The organism is Paraburkholderia acidipaludis NBRC 101816 (assembly GCF_000684975.1).
GTDB lineage: Bacteria > Pseudomonadota > Gammaproteobacteria > Burkholderiales > Burkholderiaceae > Paraburkholderia > Paraburkholderia acidipaludis.
The window spans coordinates 1-17,811 of record NZ_BAXZ01000009.1; the positions used below are offsets into that span (position 1 = coordinate 1).

Here is a 17,811-nt window from a genome sequence, read left to right on the forward strand (position 1 = left end):
CGAACGCGTCGTTGGTGGTGGCCCTGGTGCCCGATGCACCCGCGGCCGGATTGGCGTTGACTTGTGGCGTCGATTTCATGATGTAACCTTGGTTCCTGTCTGATCGCAGGCGCGAACGGTCCCGCACGGGGCGCATGACGCGACTCGCGAAATAAGTACTGCGAACTGAGATCGTTGGGGGTTGCGCGTGCCGTCAGGGGAAAAGGGCGCGGCGCGCGCAACCGGACTTCGGACTACGGCTTATGGCGCGGAGGGGTCGAGCGATCCCTCCGGCACACTGTCTCCTTCACTCTCCTTCAGGGGTTTGCTGCCAGATCAGTGACCCGTCTTGAGCTGTGCCCACAGACGGTTTTCCAGACGCAGGATATCGGCCGGCATCGGCTTCATCAGCGTCATCTTCTTCAGAACGTCTTCCGGCGGGTACACGGTCGAATCCTGAACCACGGCCGGCGTCACGAACTGGTGAGCCGCCTTGTTGGCGGTCGGGTAGAACACTTCGTTCGTGATCTGCGCGTTGACCTTCGGATCTTCGATGTAGTTGATCCACTTCATCGCGGCTTCGGGGTGCGGCGCATCCTTCGGGACGACCATCACGTCGAACCACAGCAGACCGCCTTCCTTCGGGTTCGTGAACTTGAGCGTGTACGAGCGGTGCGCTTCCTCGGCGCGGCGGTGTGCGATGCCGACGTCGCCCGACCATGCTACGGCCACGCAGATGTCGTTGTTCACGAGGTCGTTGATGTAGCCCGACGAGTTGAACTGCGTGATGTACGGGCGGACTTTCTTCAGGACTTCGAACGCAGCCTGGTAGTCGGCCGGGTTCGTGCTGTTCGGGTCCTTGTGCATGTACTGCAGCACGGCGGCGAACACGTCCACGGCCTGGTCGAGGAACGAGACGCCGCAGCCCTTCAGCTTCGAGAGGTATTGCGGATCGAACACGAGCGACCAGCTATCCACCGGGGCGTTGTCGCCCAGCGCCTTCTTGATCGCTTCCTCGTTGTAGCCAATGCCGTCGGTGCCGAACGCCCAGGGCACGCCGTACTGGTTGCCCGGATCGGCGTCCGCGATCATGTGCATGAGCACCGGATCGAGGTTCGAGAGGTTCGGGATCTTCGACTTGTCGAGCTTCTGGTACACGCCGGCCTGGATCTGCTTGGCCATGTAGTTCGACGTCGGCACGACGATGTCGTAGCCCGAGCTGCCGGCCAGCAGCTTGGCCTGCAGCGTGTCGTCGCTGTCGTAGTTGTCGTACTTGACCTTGATGCCCGTCTGCTTCTCGAAATCGGGGATCGTGTCCTTCGCAATGTAGTCGGACCAGTTATAGACGTTCAGAACGTCGTCCGCCGCCTGGGCCTGCTGGCTCGAAGTGGCAGTAAGACCTGCGCACAGGGCCAGGGCAGCTGCCGCGACCGCATGACGAAGATGACAAACACTCATGTTGTTTTCCCCTGAAGGTGAAGGTGGACCGGCAGCGTCCTTACCCCGTAACGCGCCGCCGGACCGGACAAGTGGTGTTACAAGAAACCCAGTTGTTGCGCGGTTGCGTCGATGGCCTTTTTCGCCTTCGACACGATTTCGTCGATCTCGGCACGCGTGATCACGAGCGGCGGCGAAAGCAGCATCCGGTCGCCCGTCGCGCGCATGATGAGATTGCCGTTGAAGCAGAAGTCGCGGCAGATCGTGCCCACGTCGCCGCCGTTCGCGAAGCGCTTGCGCGCCTTCGGATCTTCGGCGAGCTGAATGCCGGCCACGAGGCCCACGCCCGAGATGTCGCCGACGATCGGATGGTTGCCGAAGGTTTCGCGCAGGCGCTGCTGGAAGTACGGACCGGTGTCCGTCTTCACGCGTTCGATGACTTTCTCGTCGTGCAGGATCTTGAGGTTCGCCACGGCGACGGCAGCCGCCACCGGATGGCCCGAGTACGTGAGACCGTGGTTGAAGTCGCCGTTCTCGATGATCGCCTTGGCCACGCGGTCATGCAGGCCTACCGCGCCCATCGGCACGTAGCCGCTCGTGAGGCCCTTGGCCATCGTGATGAGGTCCGGCTCGAAGCCGAAGTGTTGGTGTGCGAACCATTCGCCTGTGCGGCCGAAACCGCCGATCACTTCATCGGCGCACAGCAGGACGTCGTACTTGCGGCAAATGCGCTGGATTTCCGGCCAGTAGGTCGAGGGCGGGAAGATCACGCCGCCCGCGCCCTGGAACGGCTCGCCAATGAAGGCGGCGACGTTTTCCGCGCCCACTTCGAGAATCTTCGCTTCGAGCTGCTGCGCACGCGCGAGGCCGAATTCCTCGGGCGTCATGTTGCCTTCGGCCTCGCCGAAGAAGTACGGCTGGTCGATGTGGACGATGTTCTCCACCTTCGAGGGCATCTGCTCGTGCATGTAGCCCATGCCGCCCAGCGTCCCGCCCGCAATGGTCGAACCGTGATAGCCGTTCTTGCGCGAGATGACGACCTTCTTCGAAGCCTTGCCCTGCGTGAGCCAGTACTGGTGCACGATGCGCAGCACCGTGTCGTTGCCCTCGGAGCCGCTGTTGCAGTAGAAGAAGTGGTTGAACGGGTCCGGCGCGACTTCGGCCAGCAGCGCCGAAAGTTCGATCACGGGCGGGTGCGTGGTCTTGAAGAACGTGTTGTAGTACGGCAGCTCCTGGAGCTGCTTGTAGGCCGCATCCGCAAGCTCCTTGCGGGCGTAGCCCACGTTCACGCACCAGAGGCCGGCCATGCCGTCGATGATCTGGTTGCCTTCGGAGTCCCAAAGGTACACGCCTTTGGCTTTCACGATCACGCGGCTGCCCGCCTGGTTGAGCGAGCCCATGTCCGAGAACGGATGAATATGGTGCGCGGCGTCGAGCGCGCGGTATTCGGCCGTCGAGCGTTGGGCCTGAGCGCGCAGCGTCGTCGGCGCGGGTTGCACCAGGCCGGCGGGGGCGTCGATTCGGTAGCTCATTGCTTGTCTCCTTGCTGGTTACACGTGCAGCAGCAAATGCTTGCGTTCCCACGAACTGATCACGCGGAAATACGCTTCGTATTCGGTTTCCTTCAGCGCCAGATACGCACGCACGAACTTCTCGCCGAGGATGTCCTTCAGCGGCTCGCACGCGCTCATCAGCGAGAGGCCTTCTTCGAGGTTGCGCGGCAACTGGTACGGCAGCTCGTAACCGTCGCTGAGCAGCGGCTCGGTGGGCTTGAGGTGCTGCGTCATGCCGAGGTAGCCCGCGGCCAGCGTGGCGGCGATCGCGAGATACGGGTTCGTGTCCACGCCCGGGATGCGGTTCTCGACGCGGCGCGCGGCCGGCGACGAGTACGGCACGCGGAAGCCCACCGTCCGGTTGTCGTAGCCCCATGCGACGTTGATCGGCGCGGCCATGAAGCGCGAGAGGCGGCGGTACGAGTTGATGTACGGCGCGAAGATCGGCATCAGCGCGGGCGTGTACTTCTGCAGGCCGGCGATGTACGCATAGAACATGTCGGTGGCCTTGCCGTCCGCGCCCGTGAAGAGATTCTGGCCGCTTTCGGCGGAGACGAGGCTCTGGTGTATGTGCATGGCCGAGCCTGGTTCATTCTCCATCGGCTTCGACATGAACGTGGCGTACATGTGGTGGCGCAGCGCGGCTTCGCGCACCGTGCGCTTGAACAGGAACACGCGGTCGGCGAGGCCCAGCGGTTCGCCGTGCATGAAGTTGATTTCCATCTGCGCGGCGCCGACCTCGTGAATCAGCGTATCCACTTCGAGGTCCTGAATGTCGCAGTACTCGTAAATGTCTTCGAAGAGCGGGTCGAATTCGTTGACCGCTTCGATCGAGTACGCCTGGCGGCCCGTTTCCGGACGCCCCGTGCGGCCGATGGGCGGCGCGAGGGGAATGTCCGGGTCCTTGTTCATGTCGACGAGGTAGAACTCCAGTTCCGGCGCAATGATGGGCTTCCAGCCCTTCGCTTCGTAGAGTTCCAGCACGCGGCGCAGCACGCGGCGCGGCGAGATTTCGACCGGCGTGCCGTCGAAGTGGACGCAGTCGTGAATCACCTGGGCCGTGGGATCGACGGCCCACGGAATGATGCGGATGGTCGAGGGGTCGGGCACGCAGACCATGTCGGGGTCGGTGACGCCCGTGAGGCTGCCGTCTTCCGGATAATCGCCGGTCACGGTCTGGATCATGACTGCCTGGGGCAGCCGCATGGATTCGCCCGATTCGAACCGGCTGCGCGGAATGATCTTGCCGCGTGCGATGCCCGCCATGTCGGGGATGATCGCTTCGATTTCGGTGATGTGGTGCTTCTTCAGGAATTCTTCGATTTCATGCATGTTCGTTCTCTCTGTCTGGTGCGGGCCGGCTCAGGCGTGGGCGGCGCGAGGCGCCGCGGCGTGCTGCCGGTCGGCCCCGCCCGGTATTCGGGCCAGCATGCGTGCACGGCAAGCCTCGCCGAAGGCACGGAAAATAGCGGTGGAAAGGGCGTCTTCAGCATGCTTCCACTCGGGATGCCACTGCACGCCCAATGCAAAGGCGGGTGTGTTCGCCACGCTCACGGCTTCGATCAGGCCATCGGGCGCATACGCTTCGGCAATGAGCCCCGCACCGAGCGTGTCGATGCCTTGCCCGTGCAACGAGTTGACGCGCGCCTCGTGGGCGCCTTGCAGGAAGCGCTGCAGCATGCCGCCTTCAGCAAGCGCGATGGCGTGCGCCGGACCATATTGCTGGTCGAGCGGATCGGCCTTGTTCTCGCGGTGATCGTTGAGCCCTTCCACGTTATGCACTTGCTGGTGCAGCGTGCCGCCATACACCACGTTCATTTCCTGGAAGCCGCGGCAGATCGCAAGCACCGGCACACCCGCCTCGATCGCGGCGCGCATCAGCGGCAGCGTGGTTGCGTCGCGGTGCGGATCGTGCAGCGTGCCCGGCTCGCTCGGCGTGCCGCCGTAGCGGTGCGGCTCGACGTTCGAGTAGCTGCCCGTGAAGAGCAGCCCGTCGACGGCGTCGAGCACGTCGGCCGTGGCCTGGCGCTCGCCGAGCGCGGGCAGCACCAGCGCGAGTGCGCCGGCGCCGTCCACCGCTGCGGCGATGTACTTCTCGCCCGTCGTGTGCGACGCGTGGGATCCCACCATGGTTCGGTCGGCGGTGACGCCGATCAGGGGTTTCATTCGCATAGCTAAAGTTTGACTTCCTTGACCCGGGCAATACGCCAATAACCGGTATAACGGATAGGGCAGAGATGCCGCGGGCGTGACATGACCTTGCAACCCTGCACGAGGCAAGGCCGCAACCTGGTTTGCAGCGGGAGCGTAGCTAACGCATCGCGCTGCGCGTACAGATCATGTAGGCGGTTCGTTTCGTAGTGCGATGTGGCCAGACCGGAAGCGCAGCCCGGTTCGGACGCGCACGGCCACCTCGCTCGCGAGCGGCGGCGCGTGGCCACGCATGCGATCGACGAAAACGAACGGCGCAGGAAGGAGAGGCGCTAGGGCAGCAGCGACGCGACTTCGTCCGTGTGGACGGCGATGAAGGCGCGTGCGGAGACGGCGTTATGACGCCGTACCGACCGGCGGGACAGTATCGTGAAGATGGACAGAAGCAGGCGAGAAGCAAGCCTGCCGCTACTGCCATCGGCGATGGCGGCCGAGTCACTGCGAAGACACCTCGCATGACTTCGATCCCATCTGACCAGAGGGCCACGGACTCTCACAATTGCACTCGACTGGGTGACGTTGAACATGGGCGTTCCGGTCAATAAAGCGTAAACGGTAATACCGAATCGACCGGAACGCGGCCGGTGCCAGATGTCCTCTGCATCGCTAAACGCTTTGCTGCACTGCGTTCTGGCGGCGGGAACTTTCATGACTTCCGACCTGTGGTTCAGCATATACGAGCCAAAATGGGCGTCAATTATTTTTTACGCTTTTTATGTCAGCACTTTCCCGAGTTCCCCAACAAAAAGGCTGATGCACGGAACCTGTGCGCGCCATTCTGTATATTTCTAATGGCTTACAGGGGTTTGTACCAACAGAAAAAAAAGCCAACTGATTAGAATATTCAACACGTCCGCGCCGGGTCTGCGTGCGCGCCCTTTCGTCTACGGTTCCTGAAACGTGTCCGAGTCTGCATCGATCTCCACCGAAGTCGCTACGCGGCTGCGCTACGTCCGCAAGCGATATGGTCTGTCCCAGCGCGAGCTTGCCAAGCGCGCGGGCGTTACCAACGGCGCGATCTCGCTGATCGAGCAAAGCCGGGTCAGCCCCTCGGTCGGGTCGCTGAAGAAACTGCTCGAATGCATACCCATGAGTCTTGCGGAGTTCTTCACGTTCGACCTGAGCGAAGGCGGCAGCGTGGTCTCGCGGCGCGACGAGATGCCGAATCTCGGCAACGCGTCCATCGAGTTCTATCTGGTGGGCGCGAACGTGAAAGACCGCAATATGGGGATTTTGCGCGAGGTGTATCAGCCGCTCGCCGATACGGGCCCCGAAATGCTTACGCACGCGGGCCACGAGGGCGGCATCGTCGTGTCAGGACAGATCGAGCTGACCGTGGACGGCACGACCTGGCTGCTCGACCCCGGCGACAGCTATTACTTCGAAAGCCGCCTTCCGCACCGTTTCCGCAATCCGAGCGAAGATCAGGTTTGCGAAGTGGTGTCGGCGAACTCGCCGCCCACTTTCTGATCGCGCCCACCCTGGCCGCGAGCCGCCGCGAGTCGCCATGACAACGCGGTGCGCCCGGCCCGTCGTACCCAACCGCAAAAACATTGAGGCATCCTGATGGAAAAGAAAACTCTCGCTTACTGGCAGGACAAGGCTGCAACGCTCTCGATCGAAGGCCGCGCATTCATCGACGGCGCGTACCGCGACGCGTACTCGGGACGCACGTTCGACTGCGTGAGCCCGATTGACGGCCGCGTGCTCGTGAGCGTTGCCGACTGCGGCGCCGCCGACGTGGATGCGGCCGTGGCCGCCGCGCGCCGCGCGTTCGAAGCGCAGGTGTGGGCGGGCCTGAACCCGCGCGCGCGCAAGGCCATCCTGCTGCGCTGGGCCGCGCTTATGCACGAGCACCTGGACGAGCTCTCGCTGCTGGAGACGCTCGACGCGGGCAAGCCCATCGGCGACACGACCACGGTAGACGTGCCGGGCGCGGCGTACTGCGTGGAATGGTTTGCCGAGGCGATCGACAAGGTGGGCGGCGAAGTGGTGCCGGCCGACCATCATCTCGTGGGCCTCGTCACGCGCGAGCCGATCGGCGTGGTGGCGGCCGTGGTGCCGTGGAATTTCCCGATCCTGATGGCTTCGTGGAAATTCGGCCCGGCGCTCGCGGCCGGCAATAGCGTCGTGCTCAAGCCTTCGGAAAAGTCGCCGCTCACGGCCATTCGCGTCGCCCAGCTCGCGCACGAAGCCGGTATTCCGGCGGGCGTGTTCAACGTGCTGCCTGGCGGCGGCGAGCCCGGCAAGCTGCTCGCGCTGCATCGCGACGTGGACTGCATCGCGTTTACGGGTTCGACCGGTGTGGGCAAGCAGATCATGCAGTACGCGGGTCAGTCGAACCTCAAGCGCACGTGGCTCGAACTGGGCGGCAAGTCGCCGAACATCGTGCTGGCGGACTGCCCGGACCTCGACCGCGCCGCCAACGCGGCGGCCGGCGCGATCTTCTACAACATGGGCGAGATGTGTACGGCCGGCTCGCGTCTGCTCGTGCATCGCGACATCAAGGACGCATTCCTCGCGAAGCTCGTGGAAGCCGCGCGCAACTACGTGCCTGGCAATCCGCTCGACCCGAAGGTCTCGATGGGCGCGATCGTCGACAAGATCCAGCTCGAGCGCGTGCTTTCCTATATCGAGGCGGGCCGCAAGGAGGCGAAGCTGCTGCTGGGCGGCGAGCGCGTGAACGAGGCAAGCGGCGGCTACTACATCGAGCCGACCGTGTTCGACACGCATCACGATGCGAAGATCGCGCGCGAAGAGATCTTCGGGCCGGTGCTCTCGGTCATCACGTTCAGCACGATCGACGAAGCGGTTCGCATTGCCAACGATAGCGACTATGGCCTCGCGGCTGCCGTCTGGACGGCGAACCTTACCAACGCGCACGAGATCTCGCGCCGCCTGCGCGCGGGTACCGTATGGGTGAACTGCTACGACGAAGGGGGCGACATGAACTTCCCGTTCGGCGGCTTCAAGGAATCGGGCAACGGCCGCGACAAGTCCTTGCACGCGCTCGAGAAGTACACCGAACTGAAATCCACGCTCGTGCGGCTGCGCTGAACATGACCGATACCCTTCATGGCGACGGCGCGATCCGTCGCCGGTCGCTCTACGGCTCCTCCATCGAAAACACCTACGGCGGCGTGCTGTCGTTCATGCGGCGCAACTACACGCGCGAACTCGAAGGCGTGGACGTAGTCGTGTCGGGCGTGCCGCTCGATCTCGCCACCACGTTCCGCTCCGGCGCGCGCCTGGGCCCCTCCGCCGTGCGCGCGGCCAGCGTGCAGCTCGCCGAACTGTACCCGTACCCGTGGGGCTTCAACCCGTTCGACACGCTTGCCGTGACCGACTACGGCGACTGCTGGTTCGACGCGCACAATCCGCTTTCGATCAAGCCCGCCGTCGTCGAGCACGCGCGCACGATCCTGCGCTCGAACGCGAAGATGCTCACGTTCGGCGGCGATCACTTCATCACTTATCCGCTGTTGGTCGCTCATGCGGAGAAATATGGCAAGCCGCTTTCGCTGATCCATTTCGACGCGCATTGCGACACCTGGGCCGACGACTCGCCCGACAGCCTCAATCACGGCACGATGTTCTACAAGGCCGTGAAGGAGGGGCTGATCGATCCGAAGACCTCGGTGCAGGTGGGCATTCGGACCTGGAACGAGGACTTTCTCGGCATCAATATCCTCGACGCGGCGTGGGTGCACGAGCACGGCCCGGCGGCCGTGCGCCGGCGCATTCTCGAGATCGTGGGCGAGCGCCCGGCCTATCTGACCTTCGACATCGACTGCCTCGATCCGGCCTTCGCGCCGGGCACCGGCACGCCGGTGCCCGGCGGGCTTTCGTCGGCGCAGGCGCTCGCGATCGTGCGGGGGCTCGAAGCCGTGAACCTGATCGGCGCGGACGTGGTGGAAGTGGCGCCGGCCTACGACCAGAGCGAGATCACCGCGATCGCGGCGGCGCACATTGCGTGCGATCTGCTGTGCCTGTGGCGCCAGCGCAAGATGGCGGGCAAGTAAGGCCGCGTATCGGTCGGCGTTCTAGCGCTCCACGAGCGGTCCCAGGTTGCCGCGCACGCGCTGCAGCATCTGGCTGAACTGCTCGGCTTCTTCAGGCGTGAAGCCCGCGAGGGCTTCCGCCTGCACCTCGTCCCCCACGCGGCGCGCGGCCGCAAGCACGCTTTCGGCTTTCGGCGTGAGGCCCACCTGCAGTTCGCGGCGGTCGTTCGGGTTCGCCGTGCGCACCACCCAGCCGCTTTCCTCCAGTCTTTCCAGCATCCGCCCCGCCGAGATCGGCGCCACCTCCAGGCGCTGCGCGAGGCTCACCTGGTTCATGTCGCCGTAATGCGCGAGGTACGCGATGATCCGGCACTGCGCGCGCGTGAGGTCGAGCGACGACTTCGCAAGGTCGTCGTAGCGTTTGCCGTAGAGCCGGCCCACTTCGGCAATCAGGAAGCCGAAGCGCTGTTCGAGGTCGGTAGCCATGGCGGGATTATACGGAGGCGGGGGCGGCCAGGTTGCGTTGGGCGTGGATTGAGTCGATCTCCTGATTGCATCGCGGGTCTCGATCCGTATAATAAGCATGCTTATTATCTCCCACACGCTCCGTCTCTCACACGATGACCGCAGTCGCGCCGGGCGGCCAGGCCGCGCCGCTCAACCGGGGCATGATCACGCTCTCGATCATGCTCGCCACGCTGATGCAGACGCTCGACAGCACGATCGCCAACGTCGCGCTGCCGCACATGCAGGGCTCGATGGCCGCCTCGCAGGACGAGATCACGTGGGTGCTCACTTCGTATATCGTCGCCGCGGCCATCGCCACGCCGCTCACGGGCTGGCTGGCCGACCGGATGGGCGTGAAAAAACTGCTGGGCGTGGCGATCGCCGGCTTCACCCTGGCGTCCGCGCTCTGCGGGCTTTCGGAGACGCTCAGCGAGATCGTTGCCTCGCGGCTCCTGCAGGGCGTGTTCGGCGCTTCGCTCGTGCCGCTCTCGCAGTCGATTCTTCTCGACATCAACCCGCGCGACCGCCAGGGGCAGGCCATGGCCGTGTGGGGCATGGGCGTGATGGTGGGCCCGGTGCTGGGCCCCACGCTCGGCGGCTGGCTTACGGATAGCTACAACTGGCGTTGGGTGTTCTTCATCAACGTGCCGATCGGCGCGTTCGCGTTCTTCGGCGTTTCGACCTTCATGCCCACGCGCGAGCCGGCGCGCGAGGCGCGCTTCGACATGTTCGGCTTCGCCACCCTCGCGCTGGCGATTGGCGCGCTGCAGGCGCTGCTCGACCGCGGCGAGCAGCTCGACTGGTTCGGCTCGATGGAGATCCGCATCGAGACGCTTGTCTCCGTGCTCAGCTTCGCGTTCTTCGTTGTGCATACGGCCAGCTCGGGACCGGGCACGTTCTTTCGCTACCAGTTGCTCAAGGACCGCAACTTCGCCACCGGCACGTTCTTCATCTTCGTGATCGGCGCGGTGCTGTACGCCACGCGTGCGCTATTGCCGCCCATGCTGCAGGGCTTGATGGGCTATCCCGTGGCCACCACGGGCCTCGTTACCGCGCCCAGCGGCGCGGGCACCATGGTCGCCATGCTGATCGCCGGGCGCATGCTCAAGTACGTGGATGCGCGCGCGCTGCTGCTGTTCGGCTTCGTGGTGTCCGCGTATGCGCTCTGGCAGATGATGCAGTACACGATCGTGCTTTCGGCCTCGGACATCGTGTGGCCGGGCGTGGTTCAGGGCTTCGGGCTCGGCTTCGTGTTCGTGCCGCTTTCGGCGCTCACGTTCTCCACGCTCACGCCGCAATTGCGCGCGGACGGCACGGCCACCTACAGCCTGATGCGCAACATCGGCAGCAGTATCGGGATCTCGATCGTGCAGACCTTCGTTACGCGCGGCACCCAGGTCGCGCACTCGGATCTCGCCGCGAACGTCACGCCGTTCAATCCTGCCTTCCAGGCGATGTTTTCGTCCGGTTCGCGTTACGATCTCGCGGTGCTCAACCAGTCGATCACGCAGCAGGCGCAGATGATCGCCTATTTGAACGACTTCAAGATGATGTTCGTCGCGACGCTGCTGGTGATTCCGCTGCTCGTGCTGATCCGGCCTTCGGGCGGCAGCGCGGGTGCCGACGCGGGCCATGCCGCGATGGATTAGCCGTCCGCCACCACGTATCCATCTTTGTCTCTCAACGCGCGCCGCTCATGCGCGCCTGCCACACCGGGTCTCATGCTTTCCGCCGTATCCATTCTGCTGCCCGTATTCGGGCTGATCTTCGCGGGCTTTGCGTGTCGCCGCTTCGGCGTGCTCGGGCCGGCTGCCGCCTCTGAACTGAACCGCTTCGTCGTGTGGCTCGCGCTGCCGGCGCTGCTCTTTCACATCCTCGCGCACGCAAGCTGGCACGAGCTCTTTCAGCCCGCCTTCGTTGCGGCGTTCGGCGGTGCGTCGCTCATCGTATTCGCGGCCGTGGTGGGCGTGCGGCTCGTCCTGCGCCGCCCGCTCGCGGACGCGAGCATCGACGGCCTCGCCGCCGCCTATCCGAACACGGGCTACGTGGGTTTTCCGCTGTGCCTGATCGCGTTCGGCCCGTCGAGCCTCACGCCTACCACCATCGCGACGATTCTCGTGGTCTGCGTGCTGTTTGCGATCGCGATCGTGCTGATCGAAACGGGCCTGCAAAGCGAGCGGCGCCCGCACCACCTGGCGATCAAGGTCGTGCGCTCGCTGCTGCGCAATCCGCTGCTGGTGGCGCCCGCGCTGGGCGCGATCGTTGCGGGCGCACACGTTACGCTGCCCGGGAGCGCGGAGACCTTTCTCAAGCTGTTGGGCGGCGCGGCGAGCCCGTGCGCGCTCGTGAGCCTGGGGCTTTTTCTGGCGGAACGAGGCAATGAGGCAACCGCGAGCAAGACGATGGAGAAAGGCGAATCCTCATGGTGGCTCACGCTTTCGAAGCTCGTGGCGCAGCCGGCGCTGACCTGGTGGCTCGCCGGGCGCGTGTTCGCGCTGCCGGCGCCGCTCGTGCAAATGGCCGTGCTGCTCGCGGCGCTGCCCACGGGCACGGGGCCCTTCATGCTGGCCGAGTACTACCGTCGCGAGGCGCGCGTCACGTCGCGCACCATCCTGCATTCCACGGTGGGCTCGCTCGTGACGCTCACGCTGCTGTTGCTGCATCTGCGGCACGGAGGCTGAGAGCGTAATCCGCCTTACTTGACCGCGCCCAGCGCGAGCCCCTTCACCATATACCGCTGCAGCCAGGCGAACACCACCGAAACCGGCAGCGTTGCGGCGAGCGTGGCGGCCATCACGAGTTCCCACTCGACGGTGTACTTGCCGGCCACCATGTCGGTGACCTGCACCGTGAGCGTCTTGTTCTCGGGCGAGCGGATCAGCGTATAGACCACCGCGAACTCGTTCCACGCGCTGATGAACGTGAAGATCGCCGTCACCACCACCGCGGGCACCGCGAGCGGCAGGAACACGCGGAACACGGCGCCCGTGCGGCTGCAGCCTTCGAGCCATGCCGACTCTTCGAGATCGCGCGGCACGGTCTGGAAATACGACGAGAGCATCCACACGGCAAAGGCGATATTGAACGCCGCATAGGAGACGATCACGCCGATCTTCGAATCGACGAGATTGCCGTCGCCCCAGGGAATCATCGCAGCAAGCCGGAACAGACCCACGACGAGCAGGATGGGCGAGAGCATCTGCGTGACGAGCAGGAACTGGCGGTAGAGGCCGCGGCCGCGGAACGGAAAGCGCGCGAGCGCATAGGCGGCAGGCAGGCTTACGGCGAGCGCGAGCGCGGTCGAGCACACGCTCACTTCGATGCTGTTGCGCAGCGCGACACCGAAATTCGCGGCTTCCCACATGTCGACGTAGTTCTGCCAGCGCCAGTGCATGGGCAGCCATCGCGCCGGATAGACGAACACTTCGGAGGCGGGCTTGACCGACGTGAAGAACATCACGGCGAACGGAAACAGCACCGCGATCACGAGCGGCGAGAGCGCGAGCCAGCAGAGGAGCGAGCGTTTGAGTTTGCTGTTCATGCGAGGTCTCCTTCCGCGCTGCCTCCACGCTTTGCCTGCAGCCGCAGATAGGCCACCGAGAACGCGAACAGGATCACGAGCATGACGAGCGAAACCGCCGCCGCTTCGCCGGGGCGTCCCAGTCTGAAGCCCAGTTCGTAGAGGTAAGTGACGAGAATGTGGGTGCTGTCGTCGGGGCCGCCTTGCGTCATGACCCAGATGATCGGAAACGAGTTGAACACGTAGATCACGTTCAGCAGAATCGTCATGTTGATGAACGGCTTGAGGAGCGGCAGCGTGAGCTGGCGGAACTGCTGCCAGGCGCTGGCGCCGTCGATGCGCGCGGCCTCGTAGATGTCGCCCGGCACCGAAGAGAGCCCGCCCAGCAGGATCGTGGTGGTGAACGGAATCGACACGAGGATGCCCACCGCGATCTCCACGGGGAAGGCGTATTCGGGCGTCGCGAGCCAGTGGATCGGTCCCGAGGTGACGCCAAGGCGCTGCAGCGTCACGTTGACCATGCCGTAGTCGTCGTTGAAGGCCCAGCGCCACACCACGGCCGTCATCGTGAGCGAGACGGACCACGGCAGCATGATGATCGTGCGCGCGACGCCGCGCCCGTAGAAGTCCTGATTGAGCACGAGCGCGACCGGCACCGAGATCAGCACCGTGCCGGCCACCACGAAGAAGGTCCAGACGATGGTGTTCTTCAGCGCGGAGAGGAACACGGGGTCGCTCAGCACGTTATAGAAGTTCTGCAGGCCGCTGAAGTCGCGGATCTGCCCGAAGCGCGAAACATCGTGCAGCGAATAGAACACGATGTTGAAGATCGGATAACTGATGATGAAGAGCGCGAGCACCAGACTCGGCACGATCAGAAGCCAAGGCGCGCGGGGCGCGACGACGGCACGGTTGGAGCGGCTCATGCGGTTGGGTTCGCGGGTTTGGCCGGGAGCGCCGCCGGCCGCCTGACCGGCGGGCTGCGCTTGGCCCGGGTGTTTCATGGGACCGGAAGTCATGTCGTTGCCTGTCGTTACGGCCAGGCACCCGGCGGCTCGGGGCGCGCGTCATGCTGCGCGCCCCGAGCCGCTTTCAGGCAGGGCTTACTTGCCGAGCGACTTGTTCGCTTCGTCGGCAGCCTGGTTCAGCGCATCGGCAGGCTTGGCCTTGCCGAGGTAGATCGACTGCATGCCGTTCGTCACGGCCTTGGCGGTGTCTTCCCAGCCCGTCACGGTCGGCGCGAACTTCGCGTGCGGCAGCAGCGCGACGAAGGCCTTCGTGTCCGGATCCTGGAAGGCCGGGTCGGTCGCTTCAGCCTTCGTGGTCGGCAGGAAGCCTTCCGTGCTCGTGAACTCCACGCGCGGCTCTTTCGTGAACAGGAAGTCGAGGAACTTCCAGGCTTCCTTCTTCACCTTCGAGTTCTTGAACATCATGATCGAGTCGGTCACCGCGTAGGTGGCCGGCGTCGTGCCCACCGGGATCGGGTCGATGCCGTACTTGATGTTCGGGGCTTCCTTCTTCAGCTGCTTCGCGAGGAACGGCGCCGAGATCATCATCGCCACGCGGCCCTGCTTGAAGAGGTTCTGCACGTCCTCGCGGCTGTAGCCCGTCACGCCCGGCTCCGTGAGGCCTTCGTCGATCATCGTCTTGTACAGCGTGGCCGCCTTGATGCCCGCCGGCGAGTTGAACGCCGCCTTGCCGTCCTTGCCCACCACTTCGCCGCCGTTGGTCCACAGCGCGTAGTAGAAGTACACGTCGGTTTCGATTTCCTTGCCTTGCAGACCGAAGCCGGCAATGCCCTTGGCCTTCAGTTTCTTCGAGGCGTCGATCACGTCGTTCCAGGTCTTCGGACCGTTCGGATAGCCAACCGATGCGAGCATGTCCTTGTTGTAGTACAGCGCGCGAGCCGAAGCGGCGATCGGCAGGCCGTAGATCTTGCCGTTGATTTCACCCGGGGCGAGGAACGGGCCGATGAAGCGGGCCTTGAAGCTCGGGTCCATGTAGCCGTCGAGCGGCTCGGCAATGTCGTCCTTCACGAAGTCGAGCAGCCAGCGCGTGCCGATGATCGCGAGGTCGGCGTTGGCGCCGCCGGAGATGTCCGTTTGCAGCTTCTGTTGCAGCGAGTCCCAGTTCACGTCTTCGATCTTGATCGTGGTGCCGGGGTTGGCGGCCTCGAACTCCTTGGCCATTTTTTCGAAGTACGGAGCGGTGGCGTCGCTGTAGTGCGCGACGGTCACGCGGACCGTATCGGCATGCGCCGCGACTGCCAGGCCCGCGAATGCGAGCGCGGCGGCGAGCTTGCCGAGCGTGGTGGTTGCACGTTGCTGAAACGACATGCTGTCTCTCCTTGTGGTTGTTCCTGGCTGGTTCAGGTTCTTGCTGCCGCCGCCGCAGTTGTTGCAGTGGTCGCTGCACGGCTACCGGGTTGCGTTGTTTGAAAAAATCCTACAGGATGAAAAAAGCGTTGTCACCTGGGAAACGCGATATTGTTTTTCCCTTCGCATCTTGCCTAACATGCTGTAAAACCGGGAAAATTCATGCGCTGCAATAGTTTGCGCCGTGCGTGTTAACCCGAATGTAACCCGAATGTCGCTGCGTTTCACGCGGCGAGTCTGTTGGAAATTTACAGGTTCGACGGCATGGCTGGCGGACCTGGTGGGTGGATTCTTTCGGAGAGCCGACGATGAGCCGGGTGGTGCTGGTGACGGGCGCGAGCGGCGGCATAGGCCGCGCGCTGTGCAAACGCTTTCTCGACGCGGGCGATACGGTGCTCGCGCTCGATCGCAACGAGGCGGGCGTCGCGGCGCTCGTAACCGAATTCGGCGCGAGCCGGCTGGAGCCGCTCGTGGCCGACGTGAGCGATGACGGTTCCGTGACAGGCGCCATTGCGGCGGGCGTGGCCGCGCGCGGTTCGGTGGACGTGGTCGTGGCGAACGCGGGCGGCGCGCTCGGCACGACGCTCGCGCATACCGACGCCGCGAAGTGGCGGCGCGATGTCGACCTGAACCTGAACGGCACGTACTACACGATCGAGGCGGTGCGCCAGTCCATGATCGAGCGGCGGCGCGGGGCGATCGTGATGATCGGCTCGGTGAACGGGCTCAGCGCGCTCGGGCATCCGGCCTACAGCGCGGCGAAGGCCGGGCTCGTGAGCTACACGAAAGCCCTTGCGATCGAGCTGGGCCAGTACGGGATCCGCGCGAACCTCGTTTGCCCGGGCACGGTCAAGACGCCCGCGTGGCAAAAGCGCGTCGACCAGCATCCGCAGATCTTCGAAGAACTGAAGAAATGGTATCCGCTAGGCGACGTGGCCGAGCCGGAGGATATTGCCGACGCCGTGCAGTTTCTCGCCTCGCCGCAGGCGCGCGTGATCACGGGCGTCGCGCTGCCCGTGGACGCGGGTCTCATGGCCGGCAACCGGATGATGGCCAACGAGCTGACGCTCGATCCGCTCTGAAGCCGGATTCCGAACCGGCACACACGCACAAACAAACGCCAATACGCGCACGAGAGCGCAACCAGCGAACGAGGACAGCATGGCAGCAGTACAACTGAACGGCATCTACAAGCGCTACGGCGACACCCAGGTCGTGCACGGCGTCGACCTCGACATCGAGGACGGCGAGTTCGTCGTGCTGGTCGGCCCGTCGGGCTGCGGCAAGACCACGCTCATGCGCATGATCGCCGGTCTCGAAGACATCAGCGGGGGGGAGCTCACCATCGGCGGCGCGCGCGCGAACCATCTGCCGCCGCAGCAGCGCAACGTGTCGATGGTGTTCCAGAGCTACGCGCTCTATCCGCATCTTTCGGTGTACGACAATATCGCGTTCGGCCCGCGCATTCGCAAGGAGCGCGAAGAAGGCTTCAAGCCGCGCATCGAGGCGGCGGCGAAGATGCTCAACCTCTCGAACTACCTGGAGCGCCTGCCGCGCGCGCTCTCGGGCGGCCAGCGCCAGCGCGTGGCGATGGGGCGTGCGGTGGTGCGCGAGCCCTCGCTTTTCCTCTTCGACGAACCGCTTTCGAATCTCGACGCCAAGCTGCGCGTGCAGATGCGCACCGAAATCAAGGCGCTGCACCAGCGGCTGCGCAATACGGTGGTGTACGTGACGCACGACCAGATCGAGGCGATGACGATGGCCGACCGGATCGTCGTGATGAACTCGGGCCGCATCGAGCAGATCGGCCGGCCGCTCGATCTCTACGACAAGCCCGCGAACCTGTTCGTGGCGGGCTTCCTCGGCTCGCCTTCGATGAACTTCGCGACGGGCAAGGTGATGAGCGACGCACGCGGCACGGCGCTCGTGCTGGACGACGGCGTGCGCATTGCGATACCCGAGGGCAAGGCGGAAGCGGGCGCGAACGTCACGCTCGGCATTCGCCCCGAGCATATCGAGGCGGGCGGCGACGTGCCGTTCAACGTCGAGGTGATCGAGCCGACTGGCGCCGAGACCCACCTGTACGGGAAAATAGGCGGTTCCACCTGGTGCGTCACCACGCGCGCCCGGCCGCAGGTCGAGCCGGGGCGGCGCATGACACTCGGTTTGCCTCTCGCGCACCTGCATCTGTTCGATACCGAAAGCGGCAAGCGGCTCGACTGAGACTG

16 protein-coding genes are annotated in these 17,811 nt (G+C 64.5%); 7 read left to right on the plus strand and 9 right to left on the minus strand.

Annotated features, from left to right (window positions below):
* Positions 1–315: 315 nt before the first annotated feature.
* The 5 genes from BAC01S_RS11880 to BAC01S_RS35560 all read right to left on the minus strand — a co-directional run bounded on the left by BAC01S_RS11880 (position 316) and on the right by BAC01S_RS35560 (position 5,677).
* A complete protein-coding gene (locus BAC01S_RS11880) occupies positions 316–1,437 on the minus strand; it encodes a polyamine ABC transporter substrate-binding protein (protein ID WP_027794959.1) in 1,122 nt (373 codons plus the stop codon).
* A 77-nt stretch (positions 1,438–1,514) separates the two neighbouring features.
* The gene (locus tag BAC01S_RS11885) at positions 1,515–2,948 is read right to left on the minus strand and encodes an aspartate aminotransferase family protein (RefSeq protein WP_027794960.1); all 1,434 of its coding nucleotides are present in this window, start codon (positions 2,946–2,948) and stop codon (positions 1,515–1,517) included.
* A gap of 18 nt (positions 2,949–2,966) precedes the next feature.
* Positions 2,967–4,301, minus strand: coding sequence for a glutamine synthetase family protein (locus BAC01S_RS11890; RefSeq protein WP_027794961.1), 1,335 nt, complete (start codon positions 4,299–4,301; stop codon positions 2,967–2,969).
* A 30-nt stretch (positions 4,302–4,331) separates the two neighbouring features.
* The gene (locus BAC01S_RS31105) at positions 4,332–5,141 is read right to left on the minus strand and encodes a gamma-glutamyl-gamma-aminobutyrate hydrolase family protein (protein ID WP_043202028.1); all 810 of its coding nucleotides are present in this window, start codon (positions 5,139–5,141) and stop codon (positions 4,332–4,334) included.
* A gap of 311 nt (positions 5,142–5,452) precedes the next feature.
* Complete coding sequence (locus BAC01S_RS35560) at positions 5,453–5,677, minus strand: hypothetical protein (RefSeq protein WP_084168570.1); 225 nt, start codon at positions 5,675–5,677, stop codon at positions 5,453–5,455.
* Positions 5,678–6,098: 421 nt separating this feature from the next.
* Between BAC01S_RS35560 and BAC01S_RS11900 the strand changes: the two genes are divergently transcribed.
* The 3 genes from BAC01S_RS11900 (at position 6,099) to speB (ending at position 9,202) form a co-directional block, all read left to right on the plus strand.
* A complete protein-coding gene (locus BAC01S_RS11900) occupies positions 6,099–6,650 on the plus strand; it encodes a cupin domain-containing protein (protein WP_027794962.1) in 552 nt (183 codons plus the stop codon).
* Positions 6,651–6,746: 96 nt separating this feature from the next.
* Positions 6,747–8,237: an aldehyde dehydrogenase gene (locus tag BAC01S_RS11905; protein WP_027794963.1), complete on the plus strand. Its 1,491-nt coding sequence runs from the start codon at positions 6,747–6,749 to the stop codon at positions 8,235–8,237.
* A 2-nt stretch (positions 8,238–8,239) separates the two neighbouring features.
* On the plus strand, positions 8,240–9,202 hold the full coding sequence (gene speB / locus BAC01S_RS11910; RefSeq protein WP_027794964.1) for an agmatinase: 963 nt from the start codon (positions 8,240–8,242) through the stop codon (positions 9,200–9,202).
* Between the two features lie 21 nt (positions 9,203–9,223).
* Here speB and BAC01S_RS11915 read toward each other — a convergent pair whose 3' ends face one another.
* The gene (locus tag BAC01S_RS11915; RefSeq protein WP_027794965.1) at positions 9,224–9,667 is read right to left on the minus strand and encodes a MarR family winged helix-turn-helix transcriptional regulator; all 444 of its coding nucleotides are present in this window, start codon (positions 9,665–9,667) and stop codon (positions 9,224–9,226) included.
* Between the two features lie 182 nt (positions 9,668–9,849).
* On the opposite strand from BAC01S_RS11915, the gene BAC01S_RS11920 reads away from it, so the two are divergent.
* On the plus strand, positions 9,850–11,337 hold the full coding sequence (locus BAC01S_RS11920) for a DHA2 family efflux MFS transporter permease subunit (protein WP_407667925.1): 1,488 nt from the start codon (positions 9,850–9,852) through the stop codon (positions 11,335–11,337).
* 72 nt (positions 11,338–11,409) lie between these two features.
* Positions 11,410–12,369, plus strand: a complete 960-nt coding sequence (locus BAC01S_RS11925; protein ID WP_027794967.1) for an AEC family transporter — start codon at positions 11,410–11,412, stop codon at positions 12,367–12,369.
* 14 nt (positions 12,370–12,383) lie between these two features.
* Here BAC01S_RS11925 and BAC01S_RS11930 read toward each other — a convergent pair whose 3' ends face one another.
* The 3 genes from BAC01S_RS11930 to BAC01S_RS11940 form a co-directional block, all read right to left on the minus strand.
* Positions 12,384–13,229: a carbohydrate ABC transporter permease gene (locus BAC01S_RS11930; RefSeq protein ID WP_027794968.1), complete on the minus strand. Its 846-nt coding sequence runs from the start codon at positions 13,227–13,229 to the stop codon at positions 12,384–12,386.
* The gene (locus BAC01S_RS11935) at positions 13,226–14,134 is read right to left on the minus strand and encodes a carbohydrate ABC transporter permease (RefSeq protein WP_027794969.1); all 909 of its coding nucleotides are present in this window, start codon (positions 14,132–14,134) and stop codon (positions 13,226–13,228) included. Before BAC01S_RS11935 ends, BAC01S_RS11930 begins: the two co-directional genes overlap by 4 nt.
* 177 nt (positions 14,135–14,311) lie before the next feature.
* A complete protein-coding gene (locus BAC01S_RS11940; RefSeq protein WP_027794970.1) occupies positions 14,312–15,544 on the minus strand; it encodes an ABC transporter substrate-binding protein in 1,233 nt (410 codons plus the stop codon).
* 347 nt (positions 15,545–15,891) lie between these two features.
* Between BAC01S_RS11940 and BAC01S_RS11950 the strand changes: the two genes are divergently transcribed.
* Both BAC01S_RS11950 and BAC01S_RS11955 read left to right on the plus strand, forming a co-directional pair.
* On the plus strand, positions 15,892–16,665 hold the full coding sequence (locus tag BAC01S_RS11950) for an SDR family oxidoreductase (protein ID WP_027794972.1): 774 nt from the start codon (positions 15,892–15,894) through the stop codon (positions 16,663–16,665).
* Positions 16,666–16,744: 79 nt separating this feature from the next.
* Entirely contained in the window at positions 16,745–17,806 is a 1,062-nt protein-coding gene (locus BAC01S_RS11955; protein WP_027794973.1) for an ABC transporter ATP-binding protein, read from the plus strand.
* Positions 17,807–17,811: the final 5 nt, after the last annotated feature.

What these genes read in the sequence shown, in the direction of transcription:
- BAC01S_RS11880 (WP_027794959.1), bottom strand. Translation starts at nt 1,437, where the DNA reads ATGAGTGTTTGTCATCTTCGTCATGCGGTCGCGGCAGCTGCCCTGGCC.
- BAC01S_RS11885 (WP_027794960.1), bottom strand. Translation starts at nt 2,948, where the DNA reads ATGAGCTACCGAATCGACGCCCCCGCCGGCCTGGTGCAACCCGCGCCG.
- BAC01S_RS11890 (WP_027794961.1), bottom strand. Translation starts at nt 4,301, where the DNA reads ATGCATGAAATCGAAGAATTCCTGAAGAAGCACCACATCACCGAAATC.
- BAC01S_RS31105 (WP_043202028.1), bottom strand. Translation starts at nt 5,141, where the DNA reads ATGCGAATGAAACCCCTGATCGGCGTCACCGCCGACCGAACCATGGTG.
- BAC01S_RS11905 (WP_027794963.1), top strand. Translation starts at nt 6,747, where the DNA reads ATGGAAAAGAAAACTCTCGCTTACTGGCAGGACAAGGCTGCAACGCTC.
- speB (WP_027794964.1), top strand. Translation starts at nt 8,240, where the DNA reads ATGACCGATACCCTTCATGGCGACGGCGCGATCCGTCGCCGGTCGCTC.
- BAC01S_RS11915 (WP_027794965.1), bottom strand. Translation starts at nt 9,667, where the DNA reads ATGGCTACCGACCTCGAACAGCGCTTCGGCTTCCTGATTGCCGAAGTG.
- BAC01S_RS11920 (WP_407667925.1), top strand. Translation starts at nt 9,850, where the DNA reads ATGATCACGCTCTCGATCATGCTCGCCACGCTGATGCAGACGCTCGAC.
- BAC01S_RS11925 (WP_027794967.1), top strand. Translation starts at nt 11,410, where the DNA reads ATGCTTTCCGCCGTATCCATTCTGCTGCCCGTATTCGGGCTGATCTTC.
- BAC01S_RS11930 (WP_027794968.1), bottom strand. Translation starts at nt 13,229, where the DNA reads ATGAACAGCAAACTCAAACGCTCGCTCCTCTGCTGGCTCGCGCTCTCG.
- BAC01S_RS11935 (WP_027794969.1), bottom strand. Translation starts at nt 14,134, where the DNA reads ATGAGCCGCTCCAACCGTGCCGTCGTCGCGCCCCGCGCGCCTTGGCTT.
- BAC01S_RS11940 (WP_027794970.1), bottom strand. Translation starts at nt 15,544, where the DNA reads ATGTCGTTTCAGCAACGTGCAACCACCACGCTCGGCAAGCTCGCCGCC.
- BAC01S_RS11950 (WP_027794972.1), top strand. Translation starts at nt 15,892, where the DNA reads ATGAGCCGGGTGGTGCTGGTGACGGGCGCGAGCGGCGGCATAGGCCGC.
- BAC01S_RS11955 (WP_027794973.1), top strand. Translation starts at nt 16,745, where the DNA reads ATGGCAGCAGTACAACTGAACGGCATCTACAAGCGCTACGGCGACACC.